General features: G+C 69.6%; 10 protein-coding genes. 5 read left to right on the forward strand and 5 right to left on the reverse strand.

Annotated features, from left to right (window positions below; translation table 11 throughout):
• The coding region (locus tag AB0D94_RS20485) for a hypothetical protein (RefSeq protein ID WP_362053659.1) at nt 1-1,415 on the forward strand (1,415 nt) is incomplete at its 5' end.
• On the opposite strand, the gene AB0D94_RS20490 is transcribed toward AB0D94_RS20485, so the two are convergent.
• The 3 genes from AB0D94_RS20490 to AB0D94_RS20500 form a co-directional block, all read right to left on the reverse strand.
• Nucleotides 1,386-3,512, reverse strand: coding sequence for an ATP-binding protein (locus tag AB0D94_RS20490; RefSeq protein ID WP_362053664.1), 2,127 nt, complete (start codon nt 3,510-3,512; stop codon nt 1,386-1,388). The genes AB0D94_RS20485 and AB0D94_RS20490 overlap by 30 nt on opposite strands.
• An 82-nt stretch (nt 3,513-3,594) precedes the next feature.
• The gene (locus AB0D94_RS20495; protein WP_362053899.1) at nt 3,595-7,692 is read right to left on the reverse strand and encodes a molybdopterin-dependent oxidoreductase; all 4,098 of its coding nucleotides are present in this window, start codon (nt 7,690-7,692) and stop codon (nt 3,595-3,597) included.
• A 183-nt stretch (nt 7,693-7,875) separates the two neighbouring features.
• Nucleotides 7,876-8,973 carry a serine hydrolase domain-containing protein gene (locus tag AB0D94_RS20500; protein WP_362053667.1) on the reverse strand — a complete coding sequence of 366 codons (1,098 nt, stop codon included), beginning with the start codon at nt 8,971-8,973 and terminating at the stop codon, nt 7,876-7,878.
• A 255-nt stretch (nt 8,974-9,228) separates the two neighbouring features.
• Between AB0D94_RS20500 and AB0D94_RS20505 the strand changes: the two genes are divergently transcribed.
• From AB0D94_RS20505 to AB0D94_RS20515, 3 genes are read left to right on the forward strand one after another with little or no spacing between them, the layout of a single operon-like run.
• Nucleotides 9,229-10,779 carry an alpha/beta fold hydrolase gene (locus AB0D94_RS20505; RefSeq protein WP_362053670.1) on the forward strand — a complete coding sequence of 517 codons (1,551 nt, stop codon included), beginning with the start codon at nt 9,229-9,231 and terminating at the stop codon, nt 10,777-10,779.
• Nucleotides 10,780-10,792: 13 nt separating this feature from the next.
• The gene (locus tag AB0D94_RS20510) at nt 10,793-12,403 is read left to right on the forward strand and encodes an alpha/beta hydrolase (RefSeq protein ID WP_362053673.1); all 1,611 of its coding nucleotides are present in this window, start codon (nt 10,793-10,795) and stop codon (nt 12,401-12,403) included.
• A 28-nt stretch (nt 12,404-12,431) separates the two neighbouring features.
• Nucleotides 12,432-13,319: a DUF4436 family protein gene (locus tag AB0D94_RS20515; RefSeq protein WP_362053676.1), complete on the forward strand. Its 888-nt coding sequence runs from the start codon at nt 12,432-12,434 to the stop codon at nt 13,317-13,319.
• 119 nt (nt 13,320-13,438) lie between these two features.
• On the opposite strand, the gene AB0D94_RS20520 is transcribed toward AB0D94_RS20515, so the two are convergent.
• On the reverse strand, nt 13,439-14,590 hold the full coding sequence (locus AB0D94_RS20520) for an ATP-grasp domain-containing protein (protein ID WP_362053679.1): 1,152 nt from the start codon (nt 14,588-14,590) through the stop codon (nt 13,439-13,441).
• 480 nt (nt 14,591-15,070) lie between these two features.
• Here AB0D94_RS20520 and AB0D94_RS20525 point away from each other — a divergent pair, with 480 nt between their 5' ends.
• Nucleotides 15,071-15,286 carry a DUF6243 family protein gene (locus AB0D94_RS20525; RefSeq protein WP_362053682.1) on the forward strand — a complete coding sequence of 72 codons (216 nt, stop codon included), beginning with the start codon at nt 15,071-15,073 and terminating at the stop codon, nt 15,284-15,286.
• Between the two features lie 418 nt (nt 15,287-15,704).
• Here the strand turns inward: AB0D94_RS20525 and AB0D94_RS20530 are convergent, their stop codons facing one another.
• A complete protein-coding gene (locus AB0D94_RS20530; protein WP_362053685.1) occupies nt 15,705-17,135 on the reverse strand; it encodes a DUF2252 domain-containing protein in 1,431 nt (476 codons plus the stop codon).
• Nucleotides 17,136-17,207 lie beyond the last annotated feature (72 nt).

Genomic DNA, 17,207 nt, shown 5'->3' on the forward strand with positions numbered 1-17,207 from the left:
GCCGGGAGCCGGGAGCCGGGAGCCGGGAGCCGGGAGCCGGGAGCCGGGAGCCGGGAGCCGGGAGCCGGGAGCCGGGAGCCGGGAGCCGGGAGCCGACGTTCGGCCTCTCGCCGGAGTGGCTGCTGGCCGATGGCGAGCCGTTTGTGGACGGTCTCGTGCTCTCCCACCCGGAGCAGCTGGAGCGGCTGCGCCGCGTGTGCCCCGAAGCCGAAAAAGCAGCCGTACTCGCCGGCGACCCTTGCTTCGACCGCATGCTGGCGGCCCGCCCGTACCGTGAACGGTTCCGTCGCGCCCTGGGCGTACGCCGTGGCCAGCGGCTCGTCGTACTGAACTCCACCTGGAACCCGGAGGGCTTCTTCGGGAACGGCGGCGGTCGGGATGTCCTGCCGAGTCTGCTTCCCCGTCTCACCGCCGAGTTGCCGGCGGACGACTACCGCCTGGCGGCCGTCCTGCACCCGAACGTCTGGTACGGGCACGGTCCGGGTCAGATACGTGCCTGGCTGGACCGGGCCCGCCGCAGCGGGCTGACCTTGATCGACCCCGTGCACGCCTGGAGGCAGGCCCTCCTGGCCGCAGACGTCGTTCTGGGCGACTTCGGCGCGGTCTCCTACTACGCCGCAGCTCTGGGCCTCCCCGTGATGCTGGCGGCCGCCGCTCAGGACAGGCTGGATCCCGAGGCGCCGCTCGCGTCGTTCGTACGCGACGCACCGCGACTCGATCCGCACGGCCCCCTGCGGGAGCAGGTCGAACGGGTGCTGACCGATCACCGTCCGCTCGCCGGGCCGGCGGAGTTCACCACCTCGGCTCCGGGCGCCTCGGCAACCCTCCTGCGGCAGCACTTCTACACGTTGATGGACCTCGCGGAGCCCGAGACCCCCGCGCTGCTGGAGCCGCTGCCCCTGCCGGCTTACGATCCGCCGCGGCGTACGGCGCCTCTGCGCGTGCGGACCCGGGTCCAGGCGTCGGACGTGGTGATCGAACGTTCCACGGCGCACCCCTACGGGGCCGGCGGCCACACGCATCTCGCCGTGCACGAGGACACCCTGGACCCCAGCGTCCTGGACTCGGCCGACGTGATCACGCGTGAAGGGCAGCCGGACGATCCCCGCCTGGGCGGTCCGGAGGTGTGGACCGCGGAGGTGCTGCGCCGGTATCCGCACTGTGCGGTCGCCGCCTACGTGACCGGGCCGCACACGTGCACCGTCCGGACCCGGGAGCACGGCGTGTTCCGGTTGTCAGCAAGCCCGGGAGCGGACGCCGACCCGGCGGCGTACGCGTCCTCGCTGGCCGCATGGCTCGCTGTCAGGGGCAGGGTGCCTCCAGCCGGGACCACGCTCCGGATGCACACGGCCGGTGGCGTGCATCCGGTGGCGGTAGAGCCGGTGCTACCCGGCGACCTCACAGCGCAGTCGTAGGGCAGCCAGGTACCCGAGGTGCGGGGTCGCGGCCGGCGTGAGCAGGCGTTCGGCCGCCGCGATCTTCGTCAGCGCCTCGGTGTTCTCGCCCGCGTCGTGCAGGGTCTCGGCCAGGTCCGTGAGGGCGCGGGCCTGGTTGTACGCCTCTCCCCGCTGCCCGAAGAAGTCCGTCACGGTCTCCAGCAGGCGGCGTGACTCGTCGAGCCGGCCCATCCCGCGCAGGGCGCGTCCCCGGTGGCGCCGGGACAGGGCGAAGGCACGAGGGAGGTCGTCTGCGCCTTCCTGACCGGGCGCGATCCTGCCGTAGACGGCTTCCGCCTCGACGAACCGCTCGTGTGCCGTCTCGTACGACCAGCGGTGCAGGTGCAGCAGACCTTGCAGCTCCACGGAGGATGCCTCACCGCGTAGGTGACCGGCCTCGCGCTCGGCCCTGGCGGCGGCCTCCGCCTCCCGGTCCGCCTCTTCCCAGCGTCCCAGTTCGCCCAGGCAGTGGGCGAGCTGGAAGTGCAGCGCTCCCGCGATGCGGGACCCGGGCTGGTGTTCTTCGGCGCAGCGGGCCGCGACACGGAGTGCGGGCAGCACTTCGTCCCAGTGGCCCGCCTTGAGCTGGAGGGGCCAGAGGGCACGTCCCAGGCGCAGTGCGGTGGTGGTGTGCTGGTACTCGCGGGCGACGAACACGGCACGGACCAGGTTGCCCGCCTCGGCCGCCAACGCTGCCACGCCCTGCGCTTCGTCGCGGTACGCCTCCCCCTGGGCGGGCGCCGGCTCGGTCCGCCAGCTCTGGGGCAGAGCCGCGTGGGCCGCGTGCAGCGCCCTGTTCAGCAGGGCGTCGAGGGTCCGGGCGACGGCTGCGGAACACTCGGGGATCCCGTGCTCCGGTCCCGCCGTGTCCGCCAGATAGCGACGCACCTCGGGTCGGAACCGGTAGCGCTCGTCGGGCAGGGGCTCCAGCAATTGGGCGTCGGCCGCTTCGGCCAGCATGCCGGCGGCCTCTTCCTCGGCGGCGCCCGCGGCGGCCGCGGCGAGGCGGGCAGTGACGGACGGCCAGCCGCCCAGGGCAGTCAACCGGCAGAGCCGAGCCGTCTCCGGCGGGACCTGGCGGCACCCGATCCGTGCCGTGGCCCGTACCGGATCGCTCCCTGACCCCTCGGTCACCAGGGCCGGGAGGTCCAGCTCCGGGCCCTCGGCCAGCAGGCGCATCGCCGTCGTCCTCAGGGCGAAGGCGTTGCCCGCGCAGTGGGCCAGCACGTCCGGCATCTGCGACTTGGCAAGCGCGATCCTCTCCCGGCCGGCGACCTTTCTCATCATCTTCAGCGCGTCCCGGTCGCTCAGCCGGGGGACGGGGACGGGCTCGGCTTCCAGAACGAAAGGCGAGCCGGACACGATCACCAGCAGAAAGACCTCGGGGGTGGCCGGGATGAGACCTCGGACCTGTGCGACCGAGGACGCGTGGTCGATCACCACCATCGCCCGGCGGCCGGCGGTGAGACGCCGGTAGAGCTGTTCCCGGCCCGCCTCGGTCGGCGGTATCCGGTCGGACGCGACGCCCATCTGCCGGAGAAGGCGCTGCAGAACGGCTGCCGGAGCCGGGCCGAGCTCCCCGGAGTCGGCGCGGAGGTCGACGTAGAACTGTCCGTCGGGGAACCGGGCGTGGCAGGTCGCGCCGAGGTGCAGGGCCACCGCGGTGGTGCCGATCCCCGGAGGGCCGTACAGCAGGGCGACGCGCGGCCGACCCGCGGCGGGGCGTGTCGCCTCTCGCCTCAGTTGCTTGACGACACCCTTGCGGTCGGTGAAGTGGCGCGTAGCAGGGGGAAGTCCGTTCCCGGAGGGAAGTTCCGCCGCGTGCTCCGGAAAGCTCCGGACGAGCAGCGACCACTCGTCCGCCTGCCGCGGATCGTCACCCAGGCGGGCGTGTACGTGACCGGCCAGCGACTCCCAGCCCTCCCGGCTGGTGGGCAACGGGGTCTCCCGTCCCGTGACTCTTCTCGCCAATGCGCCGGTCGACAGCAGCAGTTGCTTGCCCATCTCGCCGGCCGCACCGTTGCCCACCGAAGTGAGGAATGCGGTCAGCGCGCTGAGCGCCACGATCTCCAGCATGTCGGCCCCTCCCCTGGTCCCGATCCGCCCCTGGCCGGACTGTATCCCCGCACCACGCGCTCGGGGAAACCACCTCGGCGGATCAGTAGACGTCGCGAACGTACCGCTTGTCGGCGCCGAGTTGCTTGACGTACAGGGCTGCCGCGTCCTCGTCGAGGCCGCCCTGGGTGACGGCGATGTCGCGCAGGGCCCGGTCGACGTCCTTGGCCATCCGCGCGGCATCGCCGCAGACGTAGAAGTGTGCGCCTTCCTGGAGCCAGGACCAGAGCTGGGGACCGCGTTCGCGTATCCGGTCCTGGACGTAGATTTTGGCGCGCTGGTCGCGCGAGAAGGCGGTGTCGAGCCGCGTGAGGGTGCCGTCGCTGAGGAAGGCGGTGAGTTCGTCCTCGTAGTAGAAGTCCGTGGCGCGGTGCTGTTCGCCGAAGAAGAGCCAGTTGGGGGCCCGGTGGCCGCGGGCCCGGCGTTCTTCGAGGAAGCCGATGAAGGGAGCCACCCCCGTCCCCGGGCCGACCATCACCACCGGCGTCCCGGGGTCCGCCGGAGGCTTGAAGTGGGGGGAGCGCTGGACGAAGACCGGGACCGCGGCGTCGGGCGCGGCATCGGCGAGGAAGGGCGAGCACACGCCCTTGCGGGGGCGTCCGTGGACGTTCCCGTACCGGACGACGGAGACCGTCAGCGACACCTGGTGGGGGTCGGTGAGCGGGCTGGAGGATATGGAGTAGAGGCGGGGCTGGAGGCGCTTGAGTACGGTCGCCCACTCCTGCGCGGTGGCGCGGACCGGGTGCTCGGCGATGACGTCAACGGCCTGGCGGCCCCAGGACCAGCGGGCGAGCTCGCCCTTGTTGTCGGGGCGCAGCAGCTTCTTCAGTTCGCGGTCGCCGGTGCGTTCGTTGATGAAGCCGAGCAGTGCGGGGGTGAGTTTTGTGATGTCCAGGTGCCGGTGCAGGGCGTCGGCCAGGCCGACCCCGCCGATCCCGGCGACCTCGACGGTTTCGGCAGGGTCGACTCCGGTGACGGCCAGCCATTCGGTCACGAGGTCGGGGCAGTTGACGGGGTGCACGCCAAGGGCGTCGCCGGCTTCGTAGACGAGCGGAGTGCCGCTGTCCCTGGTGTCGAAGGTGAACCGGCGGACCTCCTTGCCCGCCCCCGGAAGGCTGAGCAGGCGGTTCCCCGTCAGCAGTGCGGTGGCCAGGGCCGGCTTCGAGGCGCGGGCGGGTGCGACAGCATGGGCAGGGACAGGGGCAGGGGCAGGGACAGGGGCGGGGGCCGCGTCCTTCGCCGGCTGCTCGGAGAGATGGGTGAGGACCTGTTCCAGCCAGGCGTGGGCAGAGGGCTCGTAGTCCGGTTCGCAGTCCGTGCGCGGAGCGAGACGTACGGCCCCCAGCTCGTCCAAGCGCTGGTCCAGGCGTCGTCCGTGGCCGCAGAAGTCCTCGTACGCGGAGTCGCCGAAGGCGAGCACGGAATAGCGCCGGCCGTTCAGGCGCGGGGTGTCGGCAGCCGTGAGGGCTTCCCAGAACGCGGAGCCGTTGTCAGGGGCGTCGCCGTCGCCGAACGTGCTGGTGACCAGCAGCAGATCGGCGGCAGGCGGAAGGGACGTCAGCTCCGCGTCCGCCATGCCCACGAGCGCGGCACGGTGCCCCGCCGCGGACAGCCGCTCGGCAGCGGCCGCGGCGAACTCCTCGGCGTTGCCCGTCTGCGAGGCCCACAGCACGACGACCTCACGGCCCGGGGCCGTGGCCCCCGCCATGGCGCCCGCCGTGGTTTCCGCTGCGGCCTGCGGGGCTCGGGAGTACAGGCCTGCGAGCACCCCGTTCACCCAGCGCGCGTGCTCCTCCCTGAACGGCGCACCGGCCGGCAGGACGGGGACGCCGGGAGCGCCCGATTCCAGCCCGGCGAGGAATCCGACCAGGTACTGGCGTTCGTGCTCGGTAAGCACGGGCGGCGGTGTGCTCCGCAGCCCGAGTACGGCTGCCGCACCAGGGTGGACGGCCGTCGGCACGATCGCGGCCGGCTCCTGGCCGGGGGCGGGGGCAGTCACGGGTGCCGGAGCCACGGTCACCGGCGTGGCGACCTTCGCCAGGGTCACCGCGCACACTTTGAACTCGGGCTGGAAGGAGATGGGGTCGACGGCGTCGCTGGTCACCGCGTTGATGCTCAGGTACTCGCCGAACAGGTCGTTCCAGTGGAACGGCGCGAAGCAGCAGCCCGGGCGCACCCGGTCGGTGACGACGGCCGGCAGTACGGCGCGGCCGCGCCGGGAGGCGACTTCCACCGAGTCGCCTTCCGCGATCCCGAGCCGCTCCGCGTCCTGCGGGTGGACCTCGACGAAGGGAGCCGGGTTGAGCTTGTTGAGTGCGGGGACCTTCCCGGTCTTGGTGAGGGTGTGCCACTGGTGCTGGAGCCGCCCGGTGTTGAGGACGAACGGGTAGTCGTCGTCGGGCATTTCGGCGGCGGGGATGTGCGGGCGGGAGAAGAAGACGGCTCGTCCGCTCGCGGTGGGGAACACCGGGCCCCCGTCCTCGCCCAGGTAGCGGATGGGGTTGCGGTCCGGTCCGTCGGCGGTCGCGGCGGGCCACTGGACGGGCGTCTCGCGAAGCCGCTCGTACGTCACACCGCGCAGGTCGTATCCGGTCCTGGGGTTCGCCGCGCGCTTGATCTCCTCGAAGATCTCCTCGGCGCTGTCGTACGAGAAGGCGTGGGCGTAGCCCATCTCGCAGGCGATGCGCGCGATGATCCGCCAGTCCGCGAGCGCCTCTCCCGGCGGGTCCACGGCGGCCTGGGCGAGGGTGAGGTTGCGTTCGCTGTTGATCAGTACGCCCTCGGTCTCGGTCCACAGGGCGCCGGGGAGCACGACATCGGCGTAGGCGTTCGTCTCGGTGTCGGCGAACACGTCCTGGGTGATGACGAGTTCGGCCGTCTCCAGCGCCTCGATGACGGTCCTGCGGTTGGCGACCGAGGCGACCGGGTTGGTGCAGATGATCCAGCACGCCTTGATCTCGCCGTCCGCCATGCGCTGGAACATCTCGACGGTGCCCTTGCCGGATCCGTCCGCGCGTACGGCGCCGGGCTCCAGTCCCCACAGTTCCTCGACGAAGGCACGGTCCTCGTCCACGAGCACCGACCTCTGTCCAGGCAGGCCGGGGCCCATGTAGCCCATCTCGCGGCCGCCCATGGCGTTGGGCTGGCCGGTGAGGGAGAACGGGCCGCTGCCCGGGCGGCAGATCGCGCCGGTGGCCAGGTGGAGATTGATCAGGGCGTTGGTGTTCCAGGTGCCGTGGGTGGACTGGTTGAGCCCCATGGTCCAGCAGCTCATCCACTCCCCCGCCGCGCCGATCCACTCCGCGGCCCGCCGGATGTCCGCTTCCGGGATGCCGGTGATCTCGGCAACCGTCGCGGGCGGGTAGTCGGCGAGGAACTCCGGCATCGCCTCCCAGCCTTCGGTGCGCTCCGCGATGAAGACGGCGTCCGTGCGACCGTTCTCCACCAGCAGGTGCAGCAGTCCGTTGAGCAGGGCCAGGTCGGTGCCCGGCTTGATCTGCAGGAAGAGATCGGCCTTGTCGGCGGTGGCGCTGCGCCGCGGGTCGACGACGATCAGCTTGGCCCCCGCCTTCACCCGCTCCATCAGCCGCAGGAACAGGACGGGGTGGCAGTCGGCCATGTTGGAGCCGACGACGAAGAAGACGTCCGCCTTCTCGAAGTCCTGGTACGAACCGGGCGGGCCGTCGGCGCCGAGGGAGAGCTTGTAGCCGCTGCCGGCGCTGGCCATGCACAGCCGGGAGTTGGACTCGATCTGGTTGGTGCGGACGAAACCCTTCGCGAGCTTGTTGGCCAGGTACTGGGCTTCGAGGCTCATCTGCCCGGAGACGTAGAACGCGACGGCGTCGGGCCCGTACTCGTCGATGACCGCCCGCAGCCGCAGGGCCGTGGTGGAGATCGTCTCGTCGACACCGACGGGTATCGGCTCGGCCCCACGCTCCGAACGCACCAGTGCGCTGGTCAGCCGTCCCGGGGCGGCGAGCATGTCGGCCGTCGTCGCGCCCTTGGTGCACAGCCGGCCGAAGTTGGCGGGGTGGGCCTTGTCGCCCGATGCCTTGAGGACCTTACGGCGGCCGTCGGGTCCGGCGGCGACGTCAAGGAGCATGCCGCAGCCCACACCGCAGTACGAGCAGACCGTCCGCACCTGGGAGACGGCCGTCGACGAGTCCTGTGGGGGCACCGGATGACCTCTCTGTTGATCGACGCGTGCCCCGACGGTACTAAACGCTCATTACGCGATGTGACACCGGACGATCATGCGCGGTAACGGTCGACACACACCCTCACGGTGGACGCTGTGAGGACGAGCGGAATGATGCACATGCCGTCATTTGCTCCAGATGTCCAGCAGTTGGTTTGCCGCACGGAAATGATCGGGTGAATCCACGTTGCACACGACGGTGACGGCAGTGTTACGGTCCGGACTCACCTTGAAGGTGCTGTGAAACCCCTCCCAGTCGCCGCGATGTACCAGGCTCTTGTCGGGGAGAAGGAGGATTCCGGCCCCGTACCGCCCTTCTTCGATGCCACGCGGGCGCAGGACGTCGCCCACACTCACCGCTCCCTCCGTGACCCCGGCGAGCAGCTCGGTTCCACCGATGCGGCCAGTGCGGTAATTGTCGGCCCAGCGGACGAATTCCCCAGGGGTGGTTTGTACGGACCCGTCTCCGTACTGCTTCCAGGGGGAGGAATTGGGAGTGAAGGAGCCGTCCTTGTCGTCGTACGACTTTGCCTTGCCGGGAACGTCCACCGCCGGGGACAGAGTCATGCGCAGGTGCAGCGGGGTGAAGAACTCCTGTTGGACGAAGGTCGGGAACGGCTTGCCGGTGACCCTCTCGGCGACCTGTGCCAGGAGGACGTAGTTGGAGTTGGAGTAGGAGAATCGCTTGCCCGGCGAATCCTCCGGCTTTGAGGCGAGGATGGCCGCGATCGCTTCCTCCTGGCCGGCCGGATCCGTCAGCTCGATGCCCTTGGCCTCCAGCAGATCCTGGTAGTCGGTGATGCCGCTGGTGTGACGCATCAGGTCGCCCAGGGTGACGTCCCGCGTCCAGGCGGGCGGGTCGTCGAGGAAATCGGACAGGGGGTCGGTCAGCGCGAGTTGGTCTCGTCCGGCCAACAAGAGGACGGCGTCCGCGGTGAATTGCTTGGAGTTGGATGCCATGTCGAAGACGGTCTTCGAGGTGATGGCGCGCCCGGTCGTCAGATCGGCTTTTCCCCTCCCCGCCTCCCAGACAACGCTTCCCCGAATGCCGACAGCTGCCGCACAGCCCGGGCCATCAGAAGAAGGCACCAGCTTCTGGAGAACATCTGCGCTGCGCTTCTCGCGGTCCTCGCCGGTCGCGTATGCCTGCGGCCCTGCGACACCGGCCAGTACCACCACGACCATGGCGCCCCCGGCGGCGCACAACGACGCAATCCGATTCACGGGACACCGCCTTCATTCTCCACTTGAATCAACGCTACCGGGCGGTCCGAGGACGCGCACAGGGACGGAAGACGGCCCTGGACGGACGGCCGGGGACGGCCGGGGACGGCCGTCAACGGCCCTGGTCACGGGTCGCGACCACTCCGGGTGCGCGCACGGCAGCGACCCGGTAGCGTCGAAGACGCGCGTTCCGCCCAAACGCTGCGGCCTGGCCCGGCAGGGCCGCCGCCGATGTCGGCAGAGGAACGAGATCACATGCCCAAGCACGGCGTCCCCGCGGTGACTGCAGGGGTGGCTCTGGTCTGCCTGGCGGCATTCGGCCCCACACCCAGCAGCGCCGCGTCAGCACCCGCCCAGCCCGCCGGGCAGCCCAGTCCGGCGGCCCCCCGGTTCGTGCCGGGCGCCTGTCCGGAGCCGCCCGAGCCGATCAAGGCGCTGAGCGACGCGAAGTGCGGCTTCCTCGAGGTCGCCGAGAACCGCTCCCGCCCCGGCAGCCGCACCATCAAGCTGGCCGTTGCGCGCATTCCGGCCACCTCCGCAAAGCCCGCCGCGGACCCCGTGGTGTTCATGGCGGGCGGCCCCGGTGGCGAAACGTTCGACGACATCCCGTTCCTCGTCGACTCCGGCCTGAACAAGGACCGCGAGCTGATCATCATGGCCCAGCGCGGCAACCTCTACGACCAGCCGAACCTCGCCTGTCCGGAGATCGACCGGTTCAACGAGCAGGCCGTCGGCCTGGGCTACGACGCGCAGCGGGCAGAACAGCTCTTCCTGAAAGCGGTGAAGGACTGCCGGGACCGCCTGACGGCCGACGGCACCGACCTGAGCGCCTACAACACCACTGAGAACGCCGCCGACTTCGCCGACCTGCGCAATGCGCTGGACATCCCCCAGTGGAACGTCTACGGGTACTCCTACGGCAGCAACCTGGCCCTCACCTACCTGCGCCTGCACCCCGAGGGCATCCGCGCGGTGGCGATCGACTCGATCACCCCTCCCCAGGTCGTGACTCTGCCGTGGACATGGGGCAGCACCGCCGAGGGGATCCGCAACATCTTCGAGGCGTGCGCGGCGCAACCCGCCTGCAAGGACCGGTACCCGGACCTCTCCCAACTGTTGTCGGAGCAGGTGCGCAAGCTGGAGGCGAAGCCACTGACCCTGAACGTCCCGCCGCCGAGCGGTGGAAAGCCGGTCAAGGTCGTCCTCGACGGGGGCGCACTGCTGAACCTGATCGTCGCCTTCAACCCGCGGCCCAAGGACATCCCGGCGGCGCTCGACGAACTCAGCAACGGAAACCCGGAGCGCTTCGCGAAGGCCCGCGCGGCCGGCTCGGTCCAAAAGGTCGGTGAGTTCGCGCACGGTCTGACGAATTCGGTGGTGTGCAGCGAGTGGGCTCCGGGGTATTCGGAAGCCGACGTGCTGAAGGCAGGACAGAAGGCCTACCCCGGGTGGCCGGACACCGTCCTGGCGCAGGTGCCGCAACTTCCCTTCCAGTACCCGGCATGCGGGATCTGGAACGTTCCGGACCGCGCCTCCGTCCAGCGGGTGGCCACGGTCAGCTCGGTGCCGGCGCTCGTCGTCTCCGGCACGTTCGACGTGAAGACCGCAGCGAGTTGGGCGAAGGACGTCGCCCGCAACCTGTCCCGCTCGACTGCCGTACAGGTCCCCGGGATCGGCCACTGGGTGGTCCCGCAGTCGGCGTGCGCGCAGAGCGTGCTGGCCTCGTTCCTCGCTCGCCCGACCGCGCCCGACACCAGTTGCGTGGACGATCTCGAGCCCGCAGCGTTCACGATCATCCCGAAATGACTTGGGAGGGCAGATGACTCTCCGCCAAGCGCCCCGTCGTCGGCGCACCGCACGACGGCTCCTGGCCACGTCGGCCGGCATGGCGACCGGTCTCCTCGTCACCGGCCTGCTGACAGCGCCCGCCCAGGCACAGTCCCGCACCGGCACCAGCCCCAGCCCTGGGGCGCCGATCGGCACGGTCGCGCGGACGGTGGGCGACGCCCGCTTCGAACCGGGCTCCTGCCCGAGGACGGCGGAACCGATCGAGGAGCTGAAGGGGGCCCGCTGCGGAACGCTCACCGTGCCCGAGAACCGCGCCAAGCCGAGCAGCAAAACGATCAAACTCGGTGTCGCGATCGTGCCGGCCGCAGCCGACACACCGAAACCCGACCCCATCGTGTGGCTCGCGGGCGGACCCGGAGACGACGCGGTGGGAGAGGCGAAGATGGCGATCGACGGTGGCCTGAACCGCGACCGTGACGTGATCCTCATGTCCCAGCGCGGTACGTACTCGGCCGACCCGGCCCTCCTCTGCCCCAACGTCGACAAGTTCAACGGCCAGGTGATCGGCCTCGTCTACGATGCTCCGTCCACCGAACGCCTGCACGTCGACGCCACGAAGGCCTGCCGCGACGAACTGGCGGGCCGCGGGGTCGACCTCGGTGCCTACAACGACACCCAGAGCGCTGCCGACTACGACGACCTGCGCACCGCGTTGGGCATCGAGCAGTGGAACCTGTACGGCATCTCCTACGGCACCCACCTGGCGCTGGTCTACATGCGCCTGCACCCCGAGGGTCTCCGCTCGGTGGGCATCGACGGCATCCTGCCGCCGTCCAATTCCGGGTCCGCACAGACGTGGAGCAGCTTCCGGCAGGGTGTCGAGGGACTGTTCAAGGCATGCGCGGATCAACCGGCGTGCGACAAGCGCTATCCGAACCTGTCTGCCACCTTCGAAAAGCTCGTCCAGGACCTCGAGGCCAAGCCGGTCACCACGACCGTCACGCTCCCCTACAGCAAGGAGCCGGTGAAGGTCGTGCTGGACGGCGGAACCTTGGTGAACTGGCTGACCTCCGCCACCCACACGGCGGAGGCCGTACCCCTCTCCATCGACGAGCTGGCGAACGGCAACCCGCAGCGGATCGCCCAGCAGTGGGCGGGCTGGAGGCTCAACCCCAAGGGCATCGGACTGACTTCGCACGGTCTGGCCTACGGAATCTTCTGCAGTACGTGGACGCCGTACGAGAGCAAGGACGCGGCGCTCCAGGGTGGACAGAAGGAGTTCCCGTCGTTCCCCAGCTCGGTGCAGGCCCAGGCTCCGCTGCTCACCTTCCTCCGTGGTGACTGCGACGTCTGGAACGTCCCCCCGGCCGCGCGCTCGGTCCGGGACGTCACGAGCAGTGACATCCCCACCCTCGCGCTGTCGGGTGCGTTCGACGCCCAGACCGGCGCGGCCAACGGGCCGTACGTGGCCCGTACGCTGAGCAAGGCCAAGGTCGTCACGATCCCCTACGAGCCGCACGTGGTGTTCGCCACCTCGAAGTGCGCCCAGGAGATCGCCGTCTCGTTCTTCGAGACCCCGGACGCGCCGAAGACCGAATGCCTGAAGGGCCTCGAGGCGCCCGAGTTCGAGATCGCTCCCTGAGACCGCTTCCCACCTCTTCGGAGTCACCATGGCCCCAACGTGGGAGCCACGTCGCCCGCGCCCCTCCGGGCCCTCGCTGCTGCCGGTCCTGCTTCCCATCGCGGTGCTGGTCTTTGTGGCGGTGGCCGTGGGGTCGTGGCTGCAGTTCACCGAGCGGCAGGCGATCGACACGGTCCGCACGGTCGGATCCCAAGCCGTCGACCGGGTGGAGGTGGTGGCCACCGTCCAACGCGTCGACGCCGTGGCCAGAGAGCTGGCACTACGGGTCCGGGTCACCCCGCGCGGGAACCTCGGCGAGCAGGACGGGACCGCCCCGGTGGCCGATCTCAGGCTCCAGACCTCCGCGCAGACCCTCGGCGACCTGGAGTTCAAGGCGCACGAGCGGATCGCGATCAGGGACGTGAAGGTTGCGATCACGGATGGATCGGTCAACGACTACCCGTTCGACACCTACAAGACCGACATCGAGTTCTGGGCGGAGCAGGGCGGCAAGCAGGTGCCGGTGCGGTTGCTGTTCTCCAACAACGACACCCTCTTCTCCATCTCCGCGACACCCGCGCCCTCCTCGCAGGAGGCTGTCCTGGGCCTGGGTGTGGCCCGATCGGGCAGCCTGCTCGTCTTCGCGGTCTTCATGATGGTCGTGATGTGGGCGCTGGCGGCGTCCGTGCTCCTGGGGGCCTGGTATGTGACGACGCGCACAGAGGGCCTGGTATGGGCTGCCCTCGGCTGGATGGCCGCCACCCTGTTCGCCCTCTCGGCCTTCCGCAACAACGCTCCCGGCACACCCCCGATCGGCTGCGTGCTGGACTGGTTCGCCTTCCTGTGGGCCGAGACCGTCATCGCCCTCTGCCTGATCGCCGTAGTCGTCACGGGCGTCCGCACCGCCCTCCGACACGACGACACCCACCCCACCTGAGGGCTCGCAGAGAACGGCCCGGACGCCGGGGTGGAAGGGTGCTCAGTGCGCGTCGGCGCAGCACCAGGAGGGCGCGCCGACTCGGAGCGTCTACTGCACGTCCGGGCAGATGAATTCCTTTACAGGAATTCGTTCCTCAGGTATTCGATGGCCTTGTCGAAGGCAGCTCGATCGCGGGCGGCGAAGACAACCCAGCCGATCTTGTCGTCGTTGATGACCGGGCCGTGGCGCTCGGGGGCCGCGGCACCGATGTGCAGCCGATGGATATCGACATCCACCAGGTTCGCCCGCAGGACGTCCGGATCGACCGGCTCGTAGAAGAGGTGGGACGAGGCGAACTCGTAATCGCCCTGTGCGCCCGTAGGCTCCGGCTCGCCCGCGAAGAAGCGGATGGTCTCCCGGAACATGCTCACACCGGTGGTCAGCTCCGCCAGGAGGCCCACGTAGTCACCGCCGACCCGATTGTTGATCTCGATCAACCGGATGCGGTCCCCGTCGAGCTTCAGCTCGATATGGCAGGGGCCGTGTTCGTGGCCGATGAGAGTGAGCAGCCGGGTGCAGAATTCGGCCAGCCGCTCCCTGGTCCCGGAATCCACGACGTCCGGGGTGACGATGTGCCTGGCCTCCGCCAGTGCGCCAGGGTGGAGCGTCTTGTCGGTGACCGTGAGAAGCCGGTGCCGCCCGTCGATCGTCAGCGTTTCGAGGCTGACTTCACGGCCGGGGAGATACTCCTCGGCCAGCATCGAGAACTGCTCTCCGCCGAGCACCTTCACCGCTCTGACCAGGTCGTCCTCGTCATGGATCACGAACACGTCCTCGCTGCCCGAGCCCGTGGGCCGCTTCAGGACGAGGCCGGCCGGATTCTCGTGCAGGAAAGCCCGGACATCTGCCGCGTTCGCACATATCACACTGGCGACGGCGAACTCGGTGCCGCGCAGATGATCGCGCATCATCCTTTTGTCCACGCACAGCCGACAACTGGACTCTGACATTCCGGGCAGACCGAGACGACTGGCCGCGACGGCAGTCGGGAGCAGACCGTCCTCGGTGAAGGAGAAGACATGGTCCACGCGCTTGTCGGCCAGAATCGCACCGACCACTTCGACGACGGTTTCCACCTCGAAGTCGCCCACCGGACGAATGTCATCGGTCAGGGCACGCAGATTCGGCCCGATCGAACCTTCGAGCTGCACGACGGTGAACGTCAACGGCAGGTCCCCGAAGTGCGTGAATGTCTCATCGTGCCCACCGATCAGCACGATGTTCTTCATGAGCGGTACCCCTTCGAAGCGCCAACACGAGGTGACACTGGTGGTGCCCGCCCGATGTGCATGACCTGCCTGTTTGCAGAAGTCGAAGTTGATCTTAAGTAGTTCCGGAAGCGGTTGTCACTGGGTTTCGGGGCATTTTTCGGAGGTAGAGGGCTTGGGCGCGAAAATGGACAGGATCCGGGCAGCCTCATCAGCATCACGCTGCTGAGCGAGGGCCTGGCCAGCGCCTCATCTCGTCCACGCCGCGCTCAGCTCCAGCCCCCAGAGAGCACGGGCACGCTCCGGCCGGGCCGACGCCGGGGCGGCGAAAGGGTTGGCGTGAGGGGCCGACGGAACCAGGTACCGTCTTTGTCATGTTCTTCCAGAGGCCGATTTACGAGTGAGGGCGTGATGGGCCCCTGCTGACGTCCTTCGACGTCGCCGCCCGTCCCCCACCGATGAATCCGTAGATCACTTCACACATCATTACCGGGAGAACCCGTGACCGTGAGCAAGAACATCAACAACCCCGTGGGCCAGGGCGGCGGCCAGCGCAAGCGGCTGTCCCGCGCCGAACGGCAGAACAACGGCCCGCACCGCAACCTCGACCGCCAGGGTGCAGCCGACCAAAAGGCGGAGCTGGTGCGCAAGATGCGCGAGAAGGCAGGCGCAGCTGAGGGCACCGGGCAGGCGGGCGACGACACCGCACAGGGCTGACGCACCGCCGCCGCACGGCGGCACCGCACGAGCAGGGCCCGGACCGCGACGCGCGATCCGGGCCCTGCTGCCGTACCGGGGGCCCTGCTGCCGTACCGGCTGCGGCCGGTCCCGCTCAGCTCGGGGCCGGCCACCACTCGCGTCTCAGCCGACCACAGCATCAGCTCTGGAAGTACGGCACCCAGCCTGAGGATCCCGCCCCGTCTCCTTCACGGCCGCCAGAAGTTACCCAGAATCCTGACGGACTGTCACCAAAGTCGGCATGGGGTCGGCATCGGCGCCCAAGGAGTCCCGCACCGCACGGCAACGAAGGCGCTCGCTCACGGCATGGGCATCTTCTCCAAGGACTGTGAGCACCCGCAGTCCCGCTGGTCGAAGTGTCCGCACGAGTACACGATCCCCTGCCGCAGCGCAGCTGTCAGGCCGCTGGTAGTTCTTGAGCCGGCAGCCGGCCTGCGCGTACTGCGTCGGCCAGGGCTTGGAAGTCGCGTTCGTTCTGGTCGGCATAGGCTTCGGCGAAGGTGACCAGCGCCCGGTCGAAGCTTTCTGCGCGGCCCAGGTAGGCGGCGATCGCGATCCGGTCGCCCGACCGCGCATGCGCACGGGCAAGGGTGATGCCGCACACCTCGCCGAACGTCTTCAGCTGCCCGGGCGACATCGTCTCCGGCATGGCGATCCCCTTCCAGTCGCGTAGCTGGCGGATGTAGAAGTCGCGCTGCTTGCCGTCGATCCCCTCCAGCCGTTCCCAGCCGAGGAAGATGTCGCTGGCCGCCTGCATCAACCGCTGTCCCGCCACCACACGCTCGCCTTGGTTGCGGTACCGGCTTGTGCCGACGTGGGCGGCGAGGACGGAAGTATCGGCTTCCTTGGCCTGCAGCAGGAGCGGGTCCCGCCCGTCACGGCCGAGCAGCAGCAGGATCCAGGAGCGGGTACCGACACTGCCGACACCGACCACTTTGCGGGCCATGTCCACCAACCGGTAGTCCTCCAGGAGAGCCCGCCGGTCGGTCGCCAACGTCTGGCCGTAGCGGGCGAGCAGCCGGCGGAGCTGGTCCTCGAGCGCGCTGCGCTCGACGTCCGGCAGGAGGTCCGCGATCGGCACCAGCAGCGGGGGGTCCGCCGCGATTCTCGGCCGGCCCTCGACCATTTCCGTGAGCTTTCCGAAGACCTGCAAGGTGTCACGCGTGCGGGCCTTCGCCATGGCACTGGCCAGCTTCTTCCGTCCACCCTCGTCGAGCTGACCGGTGGTCAGGGCCTCCAGGCGGTCCGCGTCGATCTTCGCGTACCAGACGTCGAGGTTGCCCATGCCGGCGAAACCGCGCATGGCCTCGCGGTACGAGCGCACGCCACTGCTCACGATGCGCGCACGCTCGGCATCGTCGAAGCCGTTCGCCCGCCCGGCGATGACGAGGCTCGCCGCCAGCCGTTTGACGTCCCACTCCCAGGGGCCTGGCAGTGTCTCGTCGAAGTCGTTGATGTCGAACATCAGCCGCCGCTCCGGGGAGGCCAGCAGCCGGAAGTTCAGCAGGTGCGCGTCGCCGCACAGCTGGGCCGTGATCCCCGAGTCCGTGGTACTGGCCAGGTCGGACGCCATGATGGCGGCGGCTCCCCGGTAGAACCGGAAGGGGGACTCCAACATCCTGCCGTAGCGGATCGGGACCAGCTCGGGTATCCGCGCCGAGGACTGCGCCTCCAGGATCGCCAGCGGATCGGGCCTGTCCGGAGACGGCCGGTACACGGCGTGCTGCGACCGCGGCGAGCGGCGCCGGGCCCCTCTGCCGTGGGTCGCGCGTTCCTCAGGGGTGCTGTGGGGTACCGCGCGCATCGCCGTGGTCGAGGTCCGGGACATCGTCACACTCCTGCCTGGCTGTGCGGTCCCCCAGGACGGGAACGGCGCCCTTATCTGCCCGCCGAGGCCGTC

Source organism: Streptomyces sp. NPDC048255, assembly GCF_040652415.1.
Classification (GTDB): domain Bacteria; phylum Actinomycetota; class Actinomycetes; order Streptomycetales; family Streptomycetaceae; genus Streptomyces.